General features: G+C 59.6%; 24 protein-coding genes. 14 read left to right on the forward strand and 10 right to left on the reverse strand.

Going from position 1 to position 21,998, the window contains the following annotated elements:
- The first annotated feature begins 159 nt into the window (after window positions 1–159).
- The 4 genes from CVS29_RS10180 to CVS29_RS10195 all read left to right on the forward strand — a co-directional run bounded on the left by CVS29_RS10180 (window position 160) and on the right by CVS29_RS10195 (window position 3,163).
- Complete coding sequence (locus CVS29_RS10180) at window positions 160–654, forward strand: MarR family winged helix-turn-helix transcriptional regulator (protein WP_245932166.1); 495 nt, start codon at window positions 160–162, stop codon at window positions 652–654.
- Window positions 651–1,073, forward strand: a complete 423-nt coding sequence (locus CVS29_RS10185; protein WP_110106187.1) for an organic hydroperoxide resistance protein — start codon at window positions 651–653, stop codon at window positions 1,071–1,073. The genes CVS29_RS10180 and CVS29_RS10185 overlap by 4 nt, the downstream gene beginning before the upstream one ends.
- A 102-nt stretch (window positions 1,074–1,175) precedes the next feature.
- The gene (locus CVS29_RS10190; RefSeq protein ID WP_110106188.1) at window positions 1,176–2,153 is read left to right on the forward strand and encodes a zinc-binding dehydrogenase; all 978 of its coding nucleotides are present in this window, start codon (window positions 1,176–1,178) and stop codon (window positions 2,151–2,153) included.
- Between the two features lie 92 nt (window positions 2,154–2,245).
- The gene (locus CVS29_RS10195) at window positions 2,246–3,163 is read left to right on the forward strand and encodes a DUF6578 domain-containing protein (RefSeq protein ID WP_110106189.1); all 918 of its coding nucleotides are present in this window, start codon (window positions 2,246–2,248) and stop codon (window positions 3,161–3,163) included.
- Window positions 3,164–3,433: 270 nt separating this feature from the next.
- Here CVS29_RS10195 and CVS29_RS10200 read toward each other — a convergent pair whose 3' ends face one another.
- Both CVS29_RS10200 and CVS29_RS10205 read right to left on the reverse strand, forming a co-directional pair.
- Window positions 3,434–5,047, reverse strand: a complete 1,614-nt coding sequence (locus CVS29_RS10200; protein ID WP_110106190.1) for a MutS-related protein — start codon at window positions 5,045–5,047, stop codon at window positions 3,434–3,436.
- Window positions 5,044–6,648 carry a MutS-related protein gene (locus CVS29_RS10205; protein ID WP_110106191.1) on the reverse strand — a complete coding sequence of 535 codons (1,605 nt, stop codon included), beginning with the start codon at window positions 6,646–6,648 and terminating at the stop codon, window positions 5,044–5,046. The genes CVS29_RS10200 and CVS29_RS10205 overlap by 4 nt, the downstream gene beginning before the upstream one ends.
- A 115-nt stretch (window positions 6,649–6,763) precedes the next feature.
- Here CVS29_RS10205 and CVS29_RS10210 point away from each other — a divergent pair, with 115 nt between their 5' ends.
- Together CVS29_RS10210 and CVS29_RS10215 are read left to right on the forward strand one after the other, a co-directional pair.
- Complete coding sequence (locus tag CVS29_RS10210) at window positions 6,764–8,200, forward strand: class I adenylate-forming enzyme family protein (RefSeq protein WP_110106192.1); 1,437 nt, start codon at window positions 6,764–6,766, stop codon at window positions 8,198–8,200.
- The gene (locus CVS29_RS10215; protein WP_245932167.1) at window positions 8,181–9,464 is read left to right on the forward strand and encodes a thiolase family protein; all 1,284 of its coding nucleotides are present in this window, start codon (window positions 8,181–8,183) and stop codon (window positions 9,462–9,464) included. Before CVS29_RS10210 ends, CVS29_RS10215 begins: the two co-directional genes overlap by 20 nt.
- 55 nt (window positions 9,465–9,519) lie before the next feature.
- On the opposite strand, the gene CVS29_RS10220 is transcribed toward CVS29_RS10215, so the two are convergent.
- Genes CVS29_RS10220 through CVS29_RS10230 form a run of 3 tightly spaced genes read right to left on the reverse strand, consistent with a single transcriptional unit; the run spans window position 9,520 to window position 11,644 of the window.
- The gene (locus CVS29_RS10220; protein ID WP_110106194.1) at window positions 9,520–10,254 is read right to left on the reverse strand and encodes an energy-coupling factor transporter transmembrane component T family protein; all 735 of its coding nucleotides are present in this window, start codon (window positions 10,252–10,254) and stop codon (window positions 9,520–9,522) included.
- A complete protein-coding gene (locus CVS29_RS10225; protein WP_110106256.1) occupies window positions 10,254–10,949 on the reverse strand; it encodes an energy-coupling factor ABC transporter ATP-binding protein in 696 nt (231 codons plus the stop codon). The genes CVS29_RS10220 and CVS29_RS10225 overlap by 1 nt, the downstream gene beginning before the upstream one ends.
- A 56-nt stretch (window positions 10,950–11,005) precedes the next feature.
- Window positions 11,006–11,644 carry a biotin transporter BioY gene (locus tag CVS29_RS10230; protein WP_110106195.1) on the reverse strand — a complete coding sequence of 213 codons (639 nt, stop codon included), beginning with the start codon at window positions 11,642–11,644 and terminating at the stop codon, window positions 11,006–11,008.
- A 140-nt stretch (window positions 11,645–11,784) separates the two neighbouring features.
- Between CVS29_RS10230 and CVS29_RS10235 the strand changes: the two genes are divergently transcribed.
- Entirely contained in the window at window positions 11,785–13,383 is a 1,599-nt protein-coding gene (locus CVS29_RS10235) for an ABC-F family ATP-binding cassette domain-containing protein (protein WP_110106196.1), read from the forward strand.
- Window positions 13,384–13,447: 64 nt separating this feature from the next.
- Here the strand turns inward: CVS29_RS10235 and CVS29_RS10240 are convergent, their stop codons facing one another.
- Genes CVS29_RS10240 through CVS29_RS10255 form a run of 4 tightly spaced genes read right to left on the reverse strand, consistent with a single transcriptional unit; the run spans window position 13,448 to window position 15,646 of the window.
- Complete coding sequence (locus tag CVS29_RS10240; protein WP_245932168.1) at window positions 13,448–13,951, reverse strand: YbaK/EbsC family protein; 504 nt, start codon at window positions 13,949–13,951, stop codon at window positions 13,448–13,450.
- A gap of 39 nt (window positions 13,952–13,990) precedes the next feature.
- Window positions 13,991–14,884 (reverse strand): SURF1 family cytochrome oxidase biogenesis protein, encoded by an 894-nt coding sequence (locus CVS29_RS10245; RefSeq protein WP_110106197.1) that lies wholly within the window; start codon window positions 14,882–14,884, stop codon window positions 13,991–13,993.
- Window positions 14,885–14,900: 16 nt separating this feature from the next.
- Window positions 14,901–15,158 carry a hypothetical protein gene (locus tag CVS29_RS10250; protein ID WP_373366682.1) on the reverse strand — a complete coding sequence of 86 codons (258 nt, stop codon included), beginning with the start codon at window positions 15,156–15,158 and terminating at the stop codon, window positions 14,901–14,903.
- Window positions 15,155–15,646 carry a DUF3099 domain-containing protein gene (locus CVS29_RS10255; RefSeq protein WP_110106199.1) on the reverse strand — a complete coding sequence of 164 codons (492 nt, stop codon included), beginning with the start codon at window positions 15,644–15,646 and terminating at the stop codon, window positions 15,155–15,157. The genes CVS29_RS10250 and CVS29_RS10255 overlap by 4 nt, the downstream gene beginning before the upstream one ends.
- A 137-nt stretch (window positions 15,647–15,783) precedes the next feature.
- Between CVS29_RS10255 and CVS29_RS10260 the strand changes: the two genes are divergently transcribed.
- Both CVS29_RS10260 and CVS29_RS10265 read left to right on the forward strand, forming a co-directional pair.
- Complete coding sequence (locus CVS29_RS10260) at window positions 15,784–16,518, forward strand: beta-ketoacyl-ACP reductase (RefSeq protein ID WP_110106200.1); 735 nt, start codon at window positions 15,784–15,786, stop codon at window positions 16,516–16,518.
- A 244-nt stretch (window positions 16,519–16,762) separates the two neighbouring features.
- Window positions 16,763–17,503: an SDR family oxidoreductase gene (locus CVS29_RS10265; protein ID WP_110106201.1), complete on the forward strand. Its 741-nt coding sequence runs from the start codon at window positions 16,763–16,765 to the stop codon at window positions 17,501–17,503.
- A gap of 136 nt (window positions 17,504–17,639) precedes the next feature.
- Here the strand turns inward: CVS29_RS10265 and serB are convergent, their stop codons facing one another.
- Entirely contained in the window at window positions 17,640–18,554 is a 915-nt protein-coding gene (gene serB / locus CVS29_RS10270; protein ID WP_110106202.1) for a phosphoserine phosphatase SerB, read from the reverse strand.
- 159 nt (window positions 18,555–18,713) lie between these two features.
- Between serB and CVS29_RS10275 the strand changes: the two genes are divergently transcribed.
- The 5 genes from CVS29_RS10275 to CVS29_RS10295 all read left to right on the forward strand — a co-directional run bounded on the left by CVS29_RS10275 (window position 18,714) and on the right by CVS29_RS10295 (window position 21,951).
- The gene (locus CVS29_RS10275; protein WP_110106258.1) at window positions 18,714–19,499 is read left to right on the forward strand and encodes an ABC transporter ATP-binding protein; all 786 of its coding nucleotides are present in this window, start codon (window positions 18,714–18,716) and stop codon (window positions 19,497–19,499) included.
- Between the two features lie 18 nt (window positions 19,500–19,517).
- The gene (locus CVS29_RS10280; RefSeq protein ID WP_110106203.1) at window positions 19,518–20,297 is read left to right on the forward strand and encodes a sulfite exporter TauE/SafE family protein; all 780 of its coding nucleotides are present in this window, start codon (window positions 19,518–19,520) and stop codon (window positions 20,295–20,297) included.
- On the forward strand, window positions 20,294–21,103 hold the full coding sequence (locus tag CVS29_RS10285; RefSeq protein WP_110106204.1) for a TrmH family RNA methyltransferase: 810 nt from the start codon (window positions 20,294–20,296) through the stop codon (window positions 21,101–21,103). The genes CVS29_RS10280 and CVS29_RS10285 overlap by 4 nt, the downstream gene beginning before the upstream one ends.
- Before the next feature lie 36 nt (window positions 21,104–21,139).
- Window positions 21,140–21,601 (forward strand): peroxiredoxin, encoded by a 462-nt coding sequence (locus CVS29_RS10290; protein ID WP_110106205.1) that lies wholly within the window; start codon window positions 21,140–21,142, stop codon window positions 21,599–21,601.
- Window positions 21,602–21,696: 95 nt separating this feature from the next.
- Window positions 21,697–21,951 (forward strand): type B 50S ribosomal protein L31, encoded by a 255-nt coding sequence (locus tag CVS29_RS10295; protein WP_110106206.1) that lies wholly within the window; start codon window positions 21,697–21,699, stop codon window positions 21,949–21,951.
- Window positions 21,952–21,998 lie beyond the last annotated feature (47 nt).

The raw sequence follows: 21,998 nt of genomic DNA on the forward strand, positions 1-21,998 counted from the left end.
CTCGTCCTGGCGGTGATTGATAAGGCTAGGAACGCAATGACTGGAACGAGTTGAACTGGACTTTAGGCAAGGGCGGACCTTCTGCTAAATGACCCGCCCCGATTTTAGCTTGTGCACAAGTAACTTGTGCACAAGCTTTTAGCGTGCAAGACTGTAGATATGAGTGAGAGTGAAGAATCAATGGAGCCAAGTTCTGAACCTCTGGACCGCATGGTGTGCTTCGCACTGTACGCAGCAGCGCGAGCCACCAACCGCCGCTACATTGCCCTTTTAGCGCCTTGGGGCCTGACCTACCCGCAGTACTTGGTCTTAGTCCTGCTGTGGACGCGCCGTTCATTGTCCGTCAAGGAAGTTGCCGAGCATCTCATGCTTGACTCCGGCACCGCATCTCCACTGATTAAAAGACTCGAAGCCCGCGGCCTTCTCAGGCGCGAGCGGTCAGCTGCGGATGAACGCGCTGTCATTGTGTCCTTGACTGACTCTGGACTCGGCCTGAGGGAAGAGCTGGCCCATATTCCAGGCTGTATTGCCCAGTCCATTCACCTGACTCAGGCTGACGGACAAGCTGCACTTTCACTACTTCATGATCTGACTCAACGCCTCTCCAGCGCACTCGCCCTTGGAGAGAACCCCACTGAAAGGTCCACGCAATGAACCCCCTCTACACAGCTGAAGCCCTCTCCACCGGCGCAGGCCGAAATGGTCGCGTCAGGACAACTTCCGGAACGGTGGAACTGGACTTGGCTCTCCCTAAGGAAATGGGCGGATCTGGAAAGGGCGCAAACCCTGAAGAGCTGTTCGCTGCCGGATATGCGGCATGTTTCCACTCGGCCTTGCAGATGGTGGCACGCACCCAGAAAGTTGCTATCTCAGACACCTCCGTAGGGAGCCGCGTGAAGCTTCTTCCCAATGGCGAGGGCGGCTTTGTTCTCGCCGTCGAGCTGGAGGTTGTAATCCCCGAGATTGACCGGGACAGCGCCCAAGCGTTGGTGGATGCCGCCCACCAAGTATGCCCCTACTCCAATGCGACCCGGGGCAACATCGAGGTCACCGTTACCGTCGTTGACGACTAGTCCTTCAACACTTCAACGCTGCACTTCACATCACCGTGGAGAGCAACCCATCAAAAATCACCGCTTCCTCGGGAGCAACACAGAATCACGATTGAGAGAATCATGCGCGCCCTAATGCACACTACGTTCGGCGATCCCTCGGAAGTCCTCACCGTTGAGAACGTCCCCGTCCCAGAACCCGGCGACGGCGAAGTCCGGGTCCGGCTGCTCCTATCCCCCATCCATAACCACGATCTATGGACGATTCGCGGCACCTACGGCTTTAAGCCTGAACTTCCCGCGCGCGCCGGGTCCGAAGCCGTAGGTGTCATTGACTCCATCGGGGCTGGGGTCACGGAGCTGAAGGTTGGCCAACGCGTTGCCACCGGTGGCACCTTTGGGGTGTGGGCCGAGCAATTCATCGCACAGGCTGCGGCACTCATTCCTGTGGATGACAGTATTTCCGACGAGGTGGCTGCACAACTAGTGTCAATGCCCTTCAGCGCTATCAGCCTTCTAGACTCCCTAAAGCTGAACACGGGCGACTGGTTTGTGCAGAACGCCGCCAATGGGACCGTGGGGCGCCTCCTAGCGCAACTCGCCCAGGCCCGCGGGATCAACGTTATTGGTCTTGTCCGGCGCAGTGCTGGCATTGCCGAGCTTGCCGCACAGGGAATCAACAACATCGTTGCCACAGACACTGACCAATGGCCCGGGCAAGTGCGGGCCATCGCAGGCGATGCACACCTTGGAGTTGGTATTGATTCCGTTGGTGGACGTGCCAGCGGGGAAGTCCTCTCGCTCCTGGCAGAGAACGCCACGTTGGTTGTGTTCGGCGCCATGGCCTCTCCCATCATGGAGATCGGCTCCGGAGATGTCATTTTCAAACAGGCAACTGTTCGCGGATTCTGGGGAAGCAAGGTCAGCACGTCCATGCCTGCCCCACAGCGCGGTGCGCTGTTAGGTGAACTGGTCGGGTACATCAGCAGTGGCGTGCTGACACTTCCCGTGGAAGCGAGCTACTCCTTCGACGAGGCCAAAACTGCAGCCAAGGCAAACTTCACACCTGGCCGCACCGGCAAAGTCATGCTGCACCCCTAACACTATGAAGCTTTGGTCTGCATGAGCTCGAAGTTTTTCTGCGGTGAGGTGTTGCTCTGTGGCGCAGCACTGGTGCCCGCTAGGGTGGGTTTATGCAGATTGAAGTGATCATCACCGGGTGGGAGCAAGGCTGTTGTGGGGCCCCTTTTCAGGTAGGTTCTCCCATGACATGGAAGCTCCAGGCCGAGGATCCAGCGCAGAAGCACGCGGATGCTCTTCCTCGGTTCCAGGAGGAGCATCATGAACAGACCCCAGAAGACGTACCTCAGTGGGATGTAACAGGTGTGGTTGTTGCCATCACGGGCATCAACTATCCAAGCCTGCCCATCACGGGGGAGCCACGGTCTTTCACCCCGGACACCGAGCATCCACAAGACTGTGCCATTTCTTCTGTAGGCGAGCCTGCTGAGCCTGATTTTGAGCAGTACAGCGTGGTCTTTGAGGTGGCTGAGGATGCCGAACTGCCTCCCTATGCCCCGGAGGAAACACTGCGGCAGATTGAGTTCGAGGCCATAGCTGAGGAACTCAACCACGCACGCATGCATGACGGAGTTGGTGTGGTGCTGGAAGCTCTCGCCGATCATGCCCAGAACAGCTACGGCACAGTTGCCCGCATAACTCGCGAAGCCAATAGGTCAGCGGTTACCGCGGAGCCTCACAACACGGAGGCCACGGCCATTCGCTGGGCGCGCAGCAGCGCGAACGACGACGGGATACTGGTTACCGTTGGCGATGGAACCTGGCTGCTACCGGCCACGGCCGCTGATGCCGATTCTGTGGGAGAGTTCCTTCTTGCTGCTGCGCAAGGACGGGTGGCAGAACACGTCAGGCCTGGCGAGGGCAAGGCCCAATATCTCGCAACAGAGTTTCAGGGAACAGATGGGCATCTCTGGTCAGTGAAAACAGAGTTCGAACCCTTCGATTCTGGAAATGGAGTCTTTGCCGTTGTTGGCATGCTCTGGGAACGCGTGCAACGAGGGGAACACCGCTACCAGAAGTGGGAGCGCTGACACACTTCCTCTCAAAAATTCTCGGCTCCTGGCAAATAGGGAATGGGGCAACTCCGGTGGACTGGCGAGCCATGCCGTCAACGAATAAAAGGCAGCTCGCCGGGCCGCCTTCAGCGAGGCCGAGCGGTTGTGGCAAGAAGGCACCGCCGCCCGCGCCGGCTTCGACCCCAAGTTCGGTGGCTGGGCCGTGCTCATCTTCGCTGGAGGGATCCGGAAGCGGCCTGAGGAATAAAGCGGTTCTGCCGAGACTTTCAGCATCCCACCAAGGAGTCAGTCGTTGGGTTGGTCCGTTCGCCTTCCAGCACCATCTCCATCAGCAGTTTCGCCCTCTGTATCGGCAAAGGTGCGCTGGTAGAGGTCCTTGCCGTAGCTGGTGGGTAGCGGTGCTGCGGGGATGAGCCGGAAGGGTCGTTGCCCGTCCGTGCCGCGTTCGGCACGGAGGAATACGGTGGTGTCCGTATGCTCCTGGTGGTAGCGGTGGGCAAGGGTGTAGAGGTGGGTGACAAACACCATCTTGATATCGATGTCCCTCATGGCGTGAATAAAACCGTCCGCAATCTCGGAAGCTTCCCTCTCGTTAGTGGCGGCGAATGACTCGTTGCACAGAAGCATGGCGCCAGGAGCCATCGCCGGGACGAGGGAGCTCATCCGTGCCAACTCTTCGTCGAATTTCCCACTTGTCATGGTGGCGTCCTCCTCACGCTTGTAGTGCGTGAACACACCAGTGGTGACTGTGGCAGAAAATGATTCAGCGGGGGCAGCCATGCCCGCTTGCATCATGATTTGTGCCAGACCAAGGCTGCGCAGAAACGTTGATTTCCCGCCCTGGTTGGCGCCTGTAATGATCAGCAGCGGTTTGTTTTCTGCTCTGAGCTCGTTGCCTTGCACCCGCCCGCGCACACGCAGCGAGAGGCACGGATCGAATAAGGCTTGCGCGCTCCAAACGTTACGTCCCAGCGGGTGGGGATCGGGTAGGCATTCCGGTTCGCCTTTGGCCGAGAGTTGCTCGTGGAGGTTTAGGGATCCCAGGTAGAAGCCGAGTTCGTTGCGTAGGGAGGTGAAGAAGTTGAGGATATGGTCTGTGGATTGTCCTAGTGCGTTCGCAGCAAGATTCACTCCGCGGTCCCGAAGCCGGCCCAGTGCTTCTCCTCCGGCTTCATCACGCGGTGCCACGGTGTAGCTGTAGGTGGGCTTGCCAAGCATAGAGTGCCGCAACCGGAAGCGGCGGTTGTCTGGCTGCGGGGATCGCAGAACGTACTCTATGCCTTGACCGCCTCTGCCAAGGCTGGCACTCATCAGAACACCGTCGTTGAATCGAAGGTAGCGCAGGTGCTGGTGCATCTCATCGAAGTAGTCCTCGTCCAACTCACGGCGGACAGTTTCGAAGAATCGGGTAAACCCTTCAGAGTTAAACAGGTTGGCATTCTCTTCGGTGAGTGTCCGCAACCGGCTGAGCAAGGGAAGGAATGTTTCGGCTCTGGTGATCGAGGTATGCAGCAGGGAGGAGCTGTTGTGCGTCATGAAGAAATTGTTGTGGAATATTTTCCGCTCCTCCACGATGGCCTGCACCGCCAGTTTGTAAAACTCGCGGACTAGCTCAGGCTGCGCCAACACATCAGTAAGTACCGCTTGGCGGTAGCGGATCGCCTCCACATTGCTCAGGCCGGTGAGCATGGCCGAACGGGCCGCAACATAGATCACTGGGTCATCAAGTGCCATCGCATGCCAGAGGGTCTCCAGTTCGAGATCGGAAATCAGGTCTTGTTGACCGATGAGTGGCTCATTCACGCGGCCTTGGCGGCGGGCATAAGGCCTTTCCAAGGATTCCAAAAGGTCAGCGTCTATCTGAAAGTCTTGGTCCTTGAACATCAGCAGGGCCTTCATGATGACCCTGCCTCCTCGGTGCCACGGTGGGCTGCTATTCTCTCGTAGGTCAACCCGTATTTATCCGCAATGGCATGGGCGTAGGCTCGCCCGTTTGCTTTGATGCGGATAACTTTGTGTGTGCGGATGGCCGGGTCATGGGGATCTACTTGGCTGACCATGCTGACAGTCTTGTGGTTCAGGGTGGAGAGTTCGTCAAGGAAAGTGACGCACACTCCCAGCGCGTCCAGCTCAGTAACCCGCTGCAGGATTTTGCTACTCAGATAGACGGCATCGGCCACCGTGGTGGAGTTGAACACCTCATTCAGTACCATCAGGCTTGCCGGCGTAGCCAAGGCCAGATCGGCGTGCAGCCGGTTCAGTTCATCCTGTAGCTTGCCTGCCAGGGTGGCGAGATCCTCTTCCTTTTCGAAATGGGTGAAGATCTGATCACACAAGAACAGACGCACCTCCCTCCCCGGAACAGGGCAGCCAAGCCGCGCTAAATGATGCAACTGGCCAATGGTTCGGGCCAAGGTGGTTTTGCCACCGTTATTGGGACCGGAGATGACCAGAATGCGTTCAGGCCCACTAAGCGTGATGTCGTTGGCGACCACTGTGTTAACCTGGCCGATCATTTGGGCGGCTAACGCAAGATCGAAGGTATCCAGAACCTGCTCGGCCTTGTTTATGAGTGAAACACGGGGGTAGCTGAAGTTGAGCCCGGCCTTGCGCAGCGGGCGAATGTATTTCAGGTAGCTTAGGTAGAACTGGAATTCGCGGTCGGCAAGGGCCACAGTCTCATCCATGTAGTCATGGTGCTGCTGGCAGAAGGTATCAAGTGCGGCGAACAATTCTGGATACAGCTTGGCAACCATGCCCAAGATATTCAGGTTGGCGAAGTCTTCTTCCTTCCAGTCCGGGCGTGTGTCGCGGTAATCGCTCTGTGCTCCCTGCTGGAAACGCTCGAATGTTCCAGTGACCTGATCGCTGTAATTTGCCTGGTCTTCGAAGCGGCCCACTGTGACCTTGTCACCCTTCACTAAGATTGCGTACTCCACGGAATCCAGTGCTTCCTTTAGTTTCCGTGATTCCGAGAGCATCAAGGTAAAAGCCGCCGAGGCCAGATACTTTTGGAGGTGGTCGGACAGCCCGAGCAGGCCCAAAGAGCCCACGCCTACCGTTTGCAGGCCCTCCGAGAAGGTCATTACACTCTGGCAGTACTTTTCAACGGCGTTGAGGAACCACAGCGCCCGGTGGTAGTGAGAGTAATCCTGATGCTCCGTCGCCATCTCTTGGGTGCGGTATGTGAAGTCCGCCACCAGTGTCTGGGACTCGAACGCTGACACCAGCTCGCGTACCTCGCGGCGCTCCAAATCCTCAAACACACCCTGCCGGTAGCGCACCGCATCAACGTCCCGCAACGGACGGTAGAAGAAAGGTCCCAGCCTGTACCGGTCCTTGCCGGTCACAGCTGCCACCACCTGATCCAGGTTCAGATCGGAGAAATACCCGGGCTGCGTACCCTGATCCACACCCAGCGGCACCCGTCCAGTGAAAAGGATGCTGTGCGCATGATGACCCAAGGCTGAGGAGCGAGGAACTTCGCCACTAACAACCATCACGCCACCGCCTACATATCGAAAGAGCAGGGCCCATCAACTCTGTGCCCATGATAGGCACAGTCCAGCGGCATAAAGGAGAGCTGAGTGAATTTTCGCCCTAGGATAATAGGAAATGCCTTTCAAAGACCAGCTCAAGCAGTGGGCCACGCAACGGCCAGACCACCCGGCAGTGATTGCCGGGGCGCAATCCATGAGCTATTCCCAGTTGCTGGCCAGCCTCCAGAGCCAACCACAGCCAGGACGGCAGGGGATTTCCGTCATCAATGAGCCCACCGGTGCAGAGCTGGTGGTGCAGTTTTGCGCCGCTGTCTTTCAGGGGCGCACCGCTATGGTGCTCGACGCCGGATGGCCGCAAACGCACCAGCACCAGCTCCGTGAGCTGGCCCTGACCTGGGCCGGGCACATCGGCTCCGGTGAGCGACCTTTCCTGCTAGGCCTATCCTCGGGGACGAGTAACATCCCCAAGGGTTTCCTCCGCAACGCGGCATCCTGGCGGGAATCATTTGAAGAAAGCTCCCGGTACTTTTGTCTCTCAGATTCAACGCGCACCTTGGCTCCGGGGCCGCTGTCTGCAAGCATGAACCTCTATGCGCTGGGCGAGTCTCTGTTCACCGGCGGAACCCTTGTTGTCCTCCCACAGTTCAGCGCCGATGCTGCCATAGAAGCCATCACGGACCACGCGGTCAACCGGCTCGTGCTGGTGCCAGCAGTGCTGGACATCATAGTGCGGCGCGCACTAGCAACCGGTGCGGACGGGGGAATGCTCCAACACATTCTCTGTGCCGGTTCGGCACTCTCTCAAGAAGTCATAGAGCTGGCACGGACGTGGGCTCCCAACGCTAGAGTCCAGCAGTACTACGGCGCCGCCGAGCTCGGTTTTGTCACCGCTTCGCCAGTGCAAGCTCTCGAAGCCACACAGCCTCCCGGCACTTCAAGCACTGACGGCGGTGCCGTAACTAGCGGTGGGGTGGGCCTGCCCTTTCCTGGGGTTCAGCTGAGCATCCGCGGCGAGGACGGTGGGGAAGTTCCGGCCGGGGAGGAGGGACTGGTCAGTGTCAAGAGCCCCTATATCGCCCAAGGCTACGCCTGGGGTGATGACGGGCTCGCCTTCCGTGCATTGGGAGACAACGGCTGGCACACGGTGCACGACCGTGGCAGCATCGACCCGGAGGGTTTCCTCCACCTAGCCGGGCGGGCCAGCGATATGATCATCACCGCCGGCAACAACGTTTATCCGCATGCGGTGGAACAGGCCTTGCGCAGCGGGGTTGATTCAGGGGCGCAAATTCTCGTGGTGGGCATTCCGGACACCGTCCGGGGGCAAAGGGTGGTGGCCGCTTTTTATCCAGCGAGGCAAGCACAGGGCCATGCCAGCGCTGGGATTCTCCCGTCTCTGCGTGCGGCTGCCGCTTCATTACCGGCAAGCCACCGCCCCTTGCATTTCTATGAGCTGGGTGAGTTACCGCTGACAGGCAGCGCCAAGATCAGTAGGGTGCGCTTGGCCCAATGGATTGTAGAAGGAGACCCCCGTGCCAGACGCCGGACATGATGGAATACACAATGATCCACGGAGAACTCCTGTGGTGCTGCTGGCTAGGCGGTTGCCTAACGCCAAGGCCGGGGGAGCCTATAAGAATCACAGGGCACATGATCTCGCCGCAGCGGTGATCAGCCACCTCGTGATGGAATCCGGGATCAACCCGCTGGCCATCAACGATGTCATCTTGGGCAATGCCACCGGTGGTGGAGGAAACGTTGCGCGGCTGGCAGCCCTGACTGCCGGGCTGGCCGAGAGTGTGCCGGGGTTGAGCGTTGACCGGCAGTGCGGATCCGGTTTGGAAGCGATCATTTTGGCCTGCCGTCTGATCCAAGCCGGAGCGGGTGAGCTGTATCTTGCCGGCGGCGTGGAAAGTATCAGTACCGCTCCCGCCAGGGCGCATAGGAACGCAGAGGGCGCCTTGGAGTTCTATGACCGCGCCCAATTCGCCCCGCTGGCAACAGGGGATCCGGATGCCGGTGTGGCTGCGGAAAATGTGGCCCGCCACTATGGCATCACCCGTGCACGGCAAGACGCCTACGCCATGGAAAGTCACACACGAGCACTCGCTGCCCAGCGCAACGCCGCCTTCGCCAGCGAACTTGTGCCCTTCGCGGACCTTGCTGCGGATCAAGGCATCCGTGGCAACCTCAACGCGAGGCTCATGGCACGCTTCCCACCGGCTTTTGTTGCGGGCGGAAGCGTCACAGCCGGTAACTCGTGCCCGTTCAGTGATGGGGCTGCAGTGGCTGTTGTCACCTCGCTGGAGCATGCCAGGACACTCGTGGCAGCGGGAGATACAGATACTGGTGCCAGTGTGGGGTTGGCGTTTCGGGCAAGTGCCGTTGCCGGCAATGATCCGAATCTATTGGGAGTGGGTGCGGCCCGCGCCATGGAGCTTCTTCTTGCCAGTACTGGTCTGGGGATCGAACAGGTGCGCCATTCCCGCGTGGAGTTCAACGAGGCCTTTGCCGCCCAAGTACTTGCCGTGGCGGACCTGCTGGATCTGGACCCGGTGCTGTTCAACCACGACGGCGGTGCGTTGGCTTTGGGGCATCCGTACGGCGCCTCCGGGGCTGTCCTTGTAACGCGGCTGCTCGCTCAAGTGCAGGCAACGTCCCAACAAACCCCGGAGGCCAAGTCCCAGCCTGCGCTGGAGACCGGGTCCCAGGCTAGGGCGGCCGCCGGTCAGGACGCCTTCGCGATGCTCAGCATGGCAGGGGGGATGGGGCTGGCTGCCCACTTCCAAACTGTGGATTTGCGTCCACAACGCTAGGGCTACGGCTGCAACACTGGGTTTGCGCTCATCACGCCCGCTTGCGCCAGTAGCGCTAGGGGAGGGATTCGCCGTCGTGCTTGAGTGTGTTGGGCTTGAGGGAGTTGTGCTCGCTGGCGGGGAGCCCAGGGGAGTGGGGTGCAACGTCAAAGGGTTCGGGATCGCCGAGGCCGCGGGCCGCCAGGGCTTCTCCGGTGGCCCGTGCGTAGGCCACGGTGGCAATCACCACGGGCAGTGAACGGGCCAGTAAATTGCGCTCCAGGCCACGGGCCCGGGCGGCGTCGCGCACGTCGGCAAAGGCACCAATGACAAACGGTATGCTGCGCAGCATCAGGGCCACCGTGAGGGAAAAGCGTTCGGGATCGGCGCCAAAACGCTGCAAGGGCTGGACCAGTGCCGAGAGCCCGTCAAGAAGTTCGTCCACGGGCGTGGTGGCGGTGAGAATGTTGGAGGCCAGGACGGTGGCCACAATGGCCGCAACAACCTGCCACGCCACCACAGGCCCGTGTTGCCACCACTGATATCCGCCAATGAGTACCAAGAACACCAGCATCATCCGGATGGCACGCCACAGTCGTTGCCAGGACAAACCCGCCACAAAGTGCGCGGCTGTCACAGCCACCAGCGTTGCCGTGGTAATCCACGCACCCACCAGGGTTGAGATCATCGGCGAGGCCAAGCACAGTACCGCCACCGCCAAGAGCAGAACAGCTTTGGCGGCGAGGGGCATGCGGTGGATCACGGAGGAGCCACGGACGTACCCGGCCACCATGAAGGCGTGCCCGCGCACTAGCTTGCCATCTTGCGGTACGCCGCAATGGCTTCCTGGGGTGCGCCGTCGAACGCCACCTGGCCTGCCTCGATGACCAGGACTCGTTCAAAGGTGGCGGCCAGGACAAGATCATGCGTTGACATGATGATCTGTTGGTCCAGGGTGCTCAGGCGTTGCATAAGGAGCTGGGTATTACGCAGATCCAGCAGAGTGGAGGGCTCGTCCAGGACTAGGATGCTGGGGTCAACGGCCAGCACCGTGGCCAGCGCCGTCAGTTGGCGTTCGCCACCAGAGAGTTCGTAAATACTGCTCTGTGCAAGATGGTCAAGACCGTAGCTGGCCAGGATGCCCAGGGCCTTCTCCTGCCGCTGTTTTTTGCTCAGTTTTTGCCGGCGCAAGGAGAGCTCAAGGTCCTCCTGTGGTGTAGGCATGACCAGCTGTGACAAGGGGTCAGTGAAGACGAAGCCAACACTGCGCCGAACAGCAGACGCTTCGCTGCGTGTATTGCGCCCCTGGACATGAACTGTTCCCGAGGATGGCAGAACAAGGCCGTTGAGCAAGCGGAGCAGGGTTGATTTCCCAGAGCCGTTGGCGCCAATAATGGCAATGCGTTTTTCGGTGAGCTCCAAGGTCAGCGGCGCCAGTATCTGTTTTGCCACTTGGGTGCGAGGATCATCCGGGGCAAGGGTCAGCCCAGCGTCAGCTAAGACTATGCCTTGGCTTGGGGCGCCGCCTCTGCTTGAAACACTGCCAGAGTTTGAGGAGGCGCTCACCGTTGGCGGCGGACCAGGAGGTCGGGGAAGGCTCTGTGCAGGCTCAGCGCAATCACCACGGCGAGAACATTTTTTAGGACATCTCCGGGAAGATAAATCAGATCCGCTGCAATGGCGGCCGGGACGCTCATGCCCTTGAAAACAAAGCCCGCAATGCCACTGATGTGAATAACTACGGTGCCGGCCATGGCCGCCATAAACAGTGCGGCGGGGCGCCACCGGCTACGCACAGCCCAGGTGGCGAGCAGGCCAATCACGGCAGCCCCGAAGATGAATCCCACAATGTAGCCGGCTGAGGGGCTGGCCAAGACGGCCGGGCCGGCACGGAAACCGCTGAAGATGGGCAGACCTATCAAGCCCAGCAGCACGTACAGGCCTACGGCTGCTGTGCCGCGGCCTAAGCCAAGCACCAATCCGCACAGGGCCACCACCAGGGTTTGCAAGGTAATGGCCACGCCCAAAGGGCCCACATTGATGCCGGGGACGGCGATGGAGGCTGCCATCAGGGCGGCAAAGACTGCGATGAGCGAGAGATCCATGGCACCCCAGCGCCGCCGTGGGAGAGCAATGGGGAGGATATCTTCGTCCTTTGCTGGTGCTTTTGCTGGTGTGACTTTGCGTGATGTTTGATGCATTCTGCGTGCTTTCTTCGTGGAGGGATTCTCGTAGTGCCTGAACGTCGTTAGACTAAGGAGGTTGTCCAACGCCATGGCAAGCAAATTATGCTCGCGGGTGGCGTGTTCGGCACCTACCCATTCTTTGAAAGGTTACTACGTTGATTACGGTCCAAGACCTTGAGTTACGCGCAGGAGCGCGGTTGCTCATGGACGAAGTGTCATTCCGCATCGACAAAGGTGACAAGGTTGGGCTGGTGGGGCGCAATGGCGCCGGCAAAACCACGTTGACCCGTGTCCTGGCCGGGGAAGGTCTTCCGGCCGGTGGCAAGGTCACCCGTTCCGGTGAAATTGGTTACCTGCCGCAGGATCCGCGTACCCCAGACATGGAGCAGCTGGCACGGGATAGAATTCTCTCCGCCCGTGACTTGGACAAGGTCATTACGAAGCTGCGTAAAGCTGAAGCTGACATGGCCAGCGATGACACCAGCATTCGTGACAAGGCCATGCGCCGCTATGACCGTCTGGAGGTGGAGTTCCTCGCCGGTGGCGGTTACGCTGCCGAAGCCGAGGCTGCTGCGATCTCCTCAAACCTGGCCCTGCCCGAACGTATCTTGAACCAGCCGTTGAAGACACTCTCCGGTGGTCAGCGCCGTCGTGTGGAATTGGCTAGGATCCTGTTCTCCGGCGCCCAGACCATGCTCCTGGATGAGCCCACCAACCACTTGGATGCCGACTCGATCGCCTGGTTGCGTGACTTCCTCAAGAGCCACCAGGGCGGGCTGATTGTGATCAGTCACGACACCGAACTGCTAGAAGCCACCGTCAACAAGGTCTATCATCTTGACGCCAACCGTGCCACGATCGACCAGTACAACCTTGGCTGGAAGAAGTACCTTGCCCAGCGTGAAACGGATGAGCGGGCCCGACGCCGGGAGCGCGCTAACGCTGAAAAGAAGGCTGGCGTCCTCATGGAGCAGGCCAACAAGATGCGCGCCAAGGCTACCAAGGCTGTGGCCGCACAGAATATGGCTAAGCGGGCCGAGCGGCTGCTAGCGGGGCTAGAAGACGTGCGAGCTCAGGACAAGGTGGCGGCGCTGCGCTTCCCCGATCCTTCACCCTGTGGCAAGACCCCGCTGATGGCTGAGGGTCTGAGCAAGTCATACGGCTCACTGGAAATTTTCACGGATGTCAGCCTCGCCATCGACAGAGGATCCAAAGTGGTCATTCTGGGTCTCAACGGTGCCGGAAAGACAACACTGCTGCGCATGCTGGCAGGTGTGGCCAAGCCGGATACGGGTGAAATTATTGCCGGTCATGGCTTGAAAGTTGGCTACTACGCGCAGGAGCACGACACCCTGGACGTGACACGGACTGTTCTGGAAAACATGCGCTCTGCCGCCGGTGACATGAACGATGCCGAGGTGCGTGGCATCCTTGGCTCATTCCTGTTCTCCGGTGATGACGTCAACAAGCCTGCAGGTGTGCTCTCCGGTGGCGAGAAGACCCGCCTAGCGTTGGCTACCATCGTGGCATCCAGCGCCAACGTGCTGCTGCTCGATGAGCCCACGAACAACTTGGACCCGGCCAGCCGCGCCGAAATTCTTGGCGCACTGAAGAACTACACGGGTGCAGTGGTACTTGTCAGTCACGATGAAGGCGCTGTCGCAGCTCTTGATCCCGAGCGTGTGGTGCTCCTGCCCGATGGTGATGAAGACCTCTGGAACCAGGACTACCTGGACCTCATCACGCTGGCATAACTTCCGCCGTACTAGTTCCCACCGCGCAGCGTTCCGGCTGTGCAGAAACTGCCGTGTGCTTGGTTTAGCGCACGGCAGTTTCTTTTGCCCCTGTGATTCTCAGAAGCTGGTCATAGCTGAGCGAGAGCATGGCCTGATGGCTGCCGGCCCCAGCCCAAAGCACGGGGTACTGCCGTAGTTCGGTGTCGAGGAGGCAGCGCAGTTGCTGCGGGTGCCCGAGAGGCGCAACACCGCCCACCGGCTGGCCTGCGTGCTCGAGCACAAAGTCCGGGCCCGCACGGTTGATCTTGGAGAGCCCGTTTTCACGGGCCAACTTTTTCGTGTCAACCTTGGCAGCACCGCTGGCCATGATCAGCAGGGGTGCCCCGCCACATTCAAAGATGAGGCTATTGGCGATGGCGCCCACCTCGCAACCTAGGACTGCGGCAGCGGTGGCTGCAGTGGCGACGGAATCCGGCACGAGCAAGACAGTGTCGGGGAGCCCAGCCTCTGTCAGAGCGCGGCGGACATTTTCCACCACAGGATCGGACAGTTCGGCAGCGGCATCGCTTTGCAGAAACACATTCACGCTTCTTAGCCTAGGCCGGAACCGGGGTTCGTCAAGGTGCTAGAAGCCCTGGGCATCCAGGAGTGCGTCTTCGGCTTCCTCAGCGCTGGGCTTGGCACCGGGTTTGCGCACCTTAACGTGGCGGCGCGGGTGGAACGCTGAACCGCGGCCGTAAAGCTCCTCAACGGGCACACCGGATTCTGCGGCTTCCAACGCATCGAAGTCATCGTTACGGCGTTGCATGCGCGCCGCGTAGCCGAAGCCGATAAAGGCCAGGATGCCGAAAGCTATCCACTGCAAGGCGTAGCTTAAGTGTGAGCCTTCGTCGATGGACGGGGCAGGGAAGGCGACGGGGTTAATCGCGGCTGCGGGGGATTCACTCGCAAGCTGGCCGTAGGAACCAGTCTTGATGGGATACCCCACCTGCCCGGCATACTCCTTGAGGTCAATCGATGCCAACTGCCCTTCCGGGGCGCCACGGTCCAGTTTGGGCTCTGCCGGTTTGAGCCGGGCAATGACCTCAACAACTCCCGGTTCCGGTTGCGGAACAGTGTCCGGATGGCCGGCCTCGTTATTACCAATGGGCAACCAGCCACGGTCCACGATGACTGTATCGCCATTCTCGAGTGTCAACGGCACCAACACTTCATAACCCGGAGCGCCATTCAGGGGGCGGTTGCGCACTATCCGCTGGTCCGAGTTCTGGTAAGTCCCCTTCAACCGGACCTGAGTCCACTCCTTGGCAGGATCCAGCTGATCAAAATTAGCGGCAATATTGGCATAGTCCACCACTGCACCCGCATAATTTTGCTGAATCTTGTGAATGTTCTCAACCACAGCGTTGCGCCGGTTCATCTGCCAGTTACCAAGAGCCACACAGGCGATGGCAAAGACCACCGCCATGGCGAAGTAGCCCAACCACCTACTGGTCAACAGAAACTTGTACGTCTTCATGAACTAGGTGGAATCCTTAGGGCTCAAGGGCAGTGGGGGAGAGGGGCAGTGTTTCTTTCCACAGCAAGCGGCTCTGGAGATAATCCTCTAGCCAAGCCGTGTGATCGGCGCAGGCCAACCAGATCTTACGGCGCTCCTCTGTGTGTATCTTGGGATTGTTCCAGAGCAACTGCGTGGTAGCAGAGGCTCGGCAGCCCTTGCGGGAACAAATCGGTGTTTGCACCACAGGCGATTCAGGCTGTTCTTCCCCGCCCAGCATGTCAAAGATATTCAAGGTCCCTGGCCTCCCATTTCATCGGACCCTGTTTCATCAGGCCCTGTTGCGTCCGGCTCAGTTACGTCAGTGTCCGCGTCGTCGGGGACGATCTCACCCTGGAGGATGCCTTCAGAGGAGGAGTCGGTGCCGTCCGTGGTGAACTCTGCGTCCGTCACGGCATAGAGGGGAGCCTCATCGAGCAGTTCCACAGTTTCCTGGTGGACGGTGTCCGCTCCACCATTGGCGAGCATAACCGCAACCCAGGGCAGCACCACGGCGCCAACAATGGGGACGATCTTGAACCAGCCGTCAAAAACGAAAATAAGAACCAGGCAGACCATACGGATGCCCATGGTCAATGAGTACTGAATCATTCTGTGACGCATGTCTTCGCTATGGGCGATGGCTGCATTCGTAATGGCTTGAACAGGGGTGCTGGGTTCGCCGCGGCGGGACTTGCTGCGCCGGCGTGCACCGAATTTCGGTGTAGCTGATTGTTCTTTCATCACACTCCAAGGGACCTCTTTATTCTCTCACTGCCGCCGTGCACAACCAAAAGCTCGAGTGGGTACCGCCGCGGCTTTCACGTAGGATTCCTTAACTAGGGTGAAACTTCCACATCATTTACTTTCAGGAGGAATATATGAGTGCATCGGTAGGCGCGCAAAAGCAGGCTCGCAGTGTTTTGGTCACGGGTGGCAACAGGGGAATTGGTCTGGCCATCGCGAAGGCATTTCTGGCCAATGGCGACAAGGTGGCTGTGACCTTCCGTAGCGCTTCGGAACTACCCGAGGGCATCCTGGGTGTCCAGGCGGATGTTACTGACGCGGCGTCGATCGACGCTGCATTCACGGAAGTAGAAGCCGCCCATGGTCCCGTTGAGGTGCTCGTGGCCAATGCTGGCATCACGAAGGACACGCTCTTGATGCGCATGAGTGAAGATGATTTCACCTCTGTGGTGGACACGAACCTGACCGGTGCGTTCCGTGTGATCAAGCGTGCCTCCAAGGGCATGATCCGGATGCGCAAGGGCCGTGTGGTGTTGATTTCATCCGTGGTAGGGCTTTACGGCTCTCCTGGCCAGATCAACTACGCCGCGTCCAAGGCCGGCCTGGTGGGCATTGCTCGCTCACTGACCCGGGAGCTAGGCTCACGCGGGATCACGGCTAACGTGGTGGCCCCCGGTTTCATCAGCACCGATATGACGGCGGCGCTGCCCGAAGAAACCCAAAAGCAGTACCTATCCACCATCCCTGCAGGCCGCTTCGCCTCGGCCGAGGAAGTGGCCGATGTGGTCCGCTGGATTTCCAGCGACGAGGCGGCCTACATCTCCGGGGCAGTCATCCCTGTTGACGGCGGATTGGGCATGGGCCACTAAAGCCCGACGGCGCGTGCCCCGCCCGGCTGAACAGGCACAGCCTGCTCAACGTGATGGGCTGCTTGAGCGGCACGGTCTGCTCAGCAGTCCGGGCTGCTTGAGCCGCACACTGTTCGCACATGCTTGGCACGTACTCGGTAGTACGTTAGGGCAACGCTAAGATTTGACAAGAGTAAGCCTGCGCGGGAGCGAAAGACAGCAGCCGGCGCAAGGCAGAGAAACATGAGAAAAAAGGAAAACTTGCATGGGAAAGCTCGATGGAAAGACAGCCATTGTCACCGGATCTTCACGGGGCGTAGGCGCTGATGTAGCCAAGTTCCTGGCTGCTGAGGGTGCAGCCGTTGTGGTCAACTACCGCCAGAAAGCGCCGCGCGCCAACAAGGTAGTTGCCCAGATTGTGGAGGCAGGGGGACGGGCCGTGGCCGTTGGCGCTGACCTCACCACCCAGGAAGGGGTGCAGGCTCTTGTCAGTGCGGCCTTGGAGAACTTCGGTTCACTGGATCTGGTGGTCTTGAACGCCTCAGGCGGCATGGAAGCCGGTATGGCGGAAAACTACGCTCTGCAGCTCAACCGCGACGCGCAGGTCAACCTGCTCAACGCGGCCATGCCGGTACTTCCCGCCGGATCCCGCGTGGTATTTGTCACAAGCCACCAGGCGCACTTCATTGAAACTGTCCCCACCATGGCCGAATATGAGCCGGTGGCCAAGAGCAAGCGTGCCGGAGAAGACGCCTTGCGTGCCTTCATTCCTAACTTGGCTGCGGAAGACATCTCTTTGGTAGTTGTCTCGGGGGACATGATTGAAGGGACCGTGACAGCAACTTTGCTGGACCGTGCCAACCCGGGTGCCATCGAAGCACGACGCGCGGAAGCCGGCAGGCTGTACACAGTTGCCGAATTTGCGGCTGAGATCGCTGCCATGGCCACGGCCGATGTCCCCTCGGGTCACACGGAATACGTGGGCGGCGCAGACTACTTCAAGTAGCAGCGGAGCCTATTTCAGGCTCTAGAACAAAAAAGAACAGCAGCGGTCCTCCGGCGAAAACCGGGGGACCGCTGCTGTTGTGGCGCCGGAACTATGTTGGGCCGGAACCGTCTGCTTGATGAACTAGTGCTTGGTTTTAGATGTTGGCCAGGACCAGTGCAACATCTAGGTTGGCGATGTTGATTTGGGCATCGGCCGCGGCGCGCACGGCTGGCTTGGCGTTAAAAGCTACGCCCAGAGCGGCTGCTGCCATCATGTCCAGGTCATTGGCGCCGTCACCAATGGCCATGGTGGCCTGTCCGGGGATGGCCGCTTCTGCACTCCACGCCCGGAGTTGAACGGCCTTGGCTGCTCGGTCCACCACGGCCCCGCTGACCTTCCCGGTCAAGTATCCGTCAACAATTTCCAGATCGTTGGCCAGGGCGTGATCCAAGCCCAAGCTTTCAGCCAGGGGTGTCAAAATTTGGGAGAAGCCCCCGGATACTGCACACACCACATGCCCTGCAGCCTTCGCCTCGGCCACCAGCCGTTGCGCACCGACTGAGAGTTTGATCTTATGGCCCACATCGGCCAGAACGCTTTCGGGCAGTCCGGCGAGAGTGGCAACCCGGTGGTGCAGGCTCTGCTCAAAGTCCAGCTCTCCCCGCATGGCAGCTTCCGTGACACGGGTAACCTCCGCCTCCGTCCCGGCATGGGCTGCTAGCAGCTCAATGACTTCCTGCTGAATCAGAGTCGAATCTACGTCCATGATGATGAACTTGCGTTTCGCCGCCCGCAGCGAATCAGGCACGATGGCGGTGCTGATGCCTTCTTGTGAGGCTTCCGCGAGAGCTGCGCGCAGACGGGCAATACGTGCCGCTCCTTGGGCCTCAGTGGTGCCACTGGGTTCGAGTGCGCCCAGCTCAAAAATGGCAGCTTCGAATCCGGAATGGCTTTCCATGCGTTCCACGGCAACGGTGTAGCCGTGCTCGGCCAGGATTGTTTTGACCGAGGCCAGAGTCTTGGGGGAGAGCGTTTGGCCATAGCTGACAGCAGTAAATGTGGAGGGCATGAGAAGTATTCTAGCCAATCAAGAGCTGGCCCCAAACGTCCAGGGTTCGAATCCTGTGCCAGATGCCTGCCAACAGTTGGAATCAGCGTTGTCATGAAGGGCTCGGCAGCGTTGGCCCGGTTAGCGTTGGCCGCCTTCCGTGCCCTAGGCTCACTAGTTATGAATGAAGTTTTGGGTTTGGCCGGTGTCAGCGTAGTCCGCGGCACCAAAACACTGTTGAACAACATTGATTGGCGGGTTGCTGAGGGCGAACGCTGGGTGGTGCTGGGACCGAACGGTGCCGGGAAGAGCACCCTCATGCAAATTGCTGGTGCCCGTATGCACCCCACCCGGGGTGTGGCTGGCATCCTCGACGAAGTGCTAGGCGCAGTTGACGTCTTTGAACTGCGTCCCCGCATTGGTGTGGCCTCTGCCGCACTGGCGCACCAGATTCCGGAGCATGAGAAGGTCCTCAACGTGGTGGTCACCGCCTCCTACGGTGTGACCGGACGCTGGCGGGAGGATTACGAGCGCGACGACGAACGCCGTGCCTTCAATCTCTTGGATCAGTGGGGTGTCTCCACCTTCTTCAACCGTCCGTTCGCGTCCCTCAGTGATGGTGAGCGCAAGCGTGTCCAGATTGCACGAGCCCTGATGAGCGATCCCGAACTGTTGCTCCTGGATGAGCCAGGTGCCGGCCTTGACCTTGCCGGACGTGAAAGCCTAGTGAAACGGCTCAGCGAACTGGCCGCGGACCCCCTGGCCCCGAGCACGGTTCTGGTCACCCACCACCTAGAAGAAATTCCTCCGGGCTTCACGCACGCGCTGCTGCTGCGTGAGGGCGCCGTAGTGGCCCAAGGCCCGCTGGCCGAAGTACTCACGGAAGAACACCTCAGCGCCACGTTTGGCCTGCCACTGTCTGTAACAAGTAACGCGGGTCGCTACACGGCGACTGCTCGCAACTAACCGGCGTAGTACCAAACGGTGAATACGCTCGATTCCTTCTTGATCCTGCTGGGCGGGTTATGGGCCGGAACCATCAACACAGTTGTTGGTTCCGGCACGCTCGTCACCTTCCCAATCCTGATTGCGCTGGGGATTGCCCCCGTCATGGCTGTTGTCAGCAACGCTATGGGCCTGATCGCAGGGGGAATCTCCGGAACGTGGGGGTACCGTCACGAGTTGCTAGGCATGGGGCGCAACCTTGCCCGCCTCATGCCCGCCTCGCTGCTGGGTGGAATCACCGGCGCCTACCTGCTGCTGCACCTTCCTGAAACGGTGTTCTCCGTGGTGGCGCCGCTGTTGATTGTGCTGGCACTGCTTTTGGTTATTTTCCAGCCTCGCTTACAGGCGGTCATCAAGGCGCGCCGCGAGTCAAACCCCTCAGCCCGTTCCCATGATCTAGCCATGATGATCCTGGTCTATTTGGCTGGCGTCTACGGCGGCTACTTTGTGGCGGCGCAGGGTGTGCTGCTCGTGGGAATCTTGGGGATTTTCATGTCCGGAACCCTGCAAAACGCCAACGCCGTCAAGAACGTGCTCTCACTGACGGTCAACGTTGTGGCGGCAATCTCCTACCTGCTGTTTGCGCCGGAGAAAATCATCTGGGTGGTGGTCGGTTTAATCGCCGTCAGCTCACTGATTGGCGGGTTCATCGGCGCAAAGATCGGGCGCAAGTTGCCGCCGCTGGTACTGCGCTCCGTCATAGTTACGCTGGGCCTGGTGGCACTTTACTTCATGATTGCGAAACTCCTAGCCCTATGATCATCCATCTCGAAACCGCCAACGACCCCCGTGTGAGTGACTACGTTTCCCTCACGGATGTCCAATTGCGCAAGGTCAAGGAGCCTGCCGAGGGCCTGTATATTGCCGAAAGCCCTAAGGTGGTGCGCCGCGCTCTCGCTGCCGGACACCAGGCTCGCTCCTTTTTCCTCGCGGAGAAAAGGATGCCCGAGGTACTTGACGTCCTTGAAGCGCACCCTGACGTCCCCGCGTTTGTGGGCACCGGGGCCATGCTGGAGGAAATCACAGGCATCAACCTCCACCGCGGAGCCATGGCCGCCATGCACCGTCCCGCACCCGTGGAGATCGGCTCCTTACTGGCAGGGGCGCGCCGGGTAGCCGTCCTTGAAGACATCAGCGATCACACCAATATTGGGGCAATCTTCCGCTCCGCCGCCGCCCTGGGTGTGGATGCGGTGCTCATCAGCCCGCGTTGCGCAGACCCTCTATACCGGCGCAGCATTCGCGTGAGCATGGGTGCCGTTTTTCAAATCCCATGGGCCCGCCTGCCAGAGGGGCCAGGCGCCCTGGACGTGCTGCATGAGGCCGGATTTACGACGGCGGCGCTGGCCTTGGAGCCGGATTCGCTGTCCATCCATGAACTCGCGGCGCGCAACGAAGCAAAATTGGCTCTCATTCTCGGCAGCGAAGGGTATGGGCTCAGTCCTGAAACCCTGGCATCCGTCAACCATGCAGTCATGATCCCCATGTATGCAGGAGTGGACTCACTGAATGTGGCTGCCGCTAGCGCCGTTGCCTTTTTCGCCACGGACCCGCGCCGGCAATAAGCGCCCCCAGAAGCCATGCGCGGGTAGTGTTGAACCATGAAGATAGCCGAGCAAGTACCCGACTTCGAACTCTCCGACCAGCACGGTCAAGTTCGTAGCCTTACTGAACTCACCGCAGAAGGTCCCTTGGTAATTTTCTTTTACCCCCTGGCCAGCAGCGGCGGCTGCACCAAGGAAGCCTGCCATTTCAGGGACCTGCAGCAGGAATTTGCAACAGCAGGTGCCTCACTGGTGGGTATCAGTACCGACTCAGTGGCCAAACAGCTCGATTTTGCGAACAAGAACCACTTTGACTACCCACTTCTGAGCGACCGGGACGGCGCGGTGGCGGATGTGTTTGGTGTCCGCAGGCGTTTGCTGGCGAAGGCGCTTCCCACTAAAAGGGCCACGTTTATTGTTGATTCGAACCGAATCTTGCGTTTTCAGATTTCCAGTGAAACCAACATGGACGTGCACGCGAACAGCGCACTTGAGGCTTTGTCACAGCGGGCTTGGTGAAATGGGATTGAGACGGTAAAGTTTCTAGCTGGTCCTCGTGACCATAACATTCATCCGTCTGGCAAAATCCAGGCAATAACATTCTGAGGTTCATTGTGAAGCAGAACACCCACCCGAAGTATGAAGCCATCGTATTCAACGACCTGGCTTCCGGTACCAAGTTCCTGACGCGTTCCACCGCGACGTCCAAGAAGACCATCGAATGGGAAGATGGCAACACCTACCCCGTCATCGACGTTGAAATCTCTTCCGAGTCGCACCCGTTCTACACGGGCAAGCAGCGCATCATGGACAGCGCCGGCCGTGTTGAGCGCTTCAACGCTCGCTTCGCAGGCTTCGGCAAGAAGTAATACTTCTTACCAACAGTTTTTTCTAAGGCAGGGTCCGCACGGAAAGT

The sequence above is a fragment of the Arthrobacter psychrochitiniphilus genome, assembly GCF_003185915.1.
GTDB lineage: Bacteria > Actinomycetota > Actinomycetes > Actinomycetales > Micrococcaceae > Specibacter > Specibacter psychrochitiniphilus.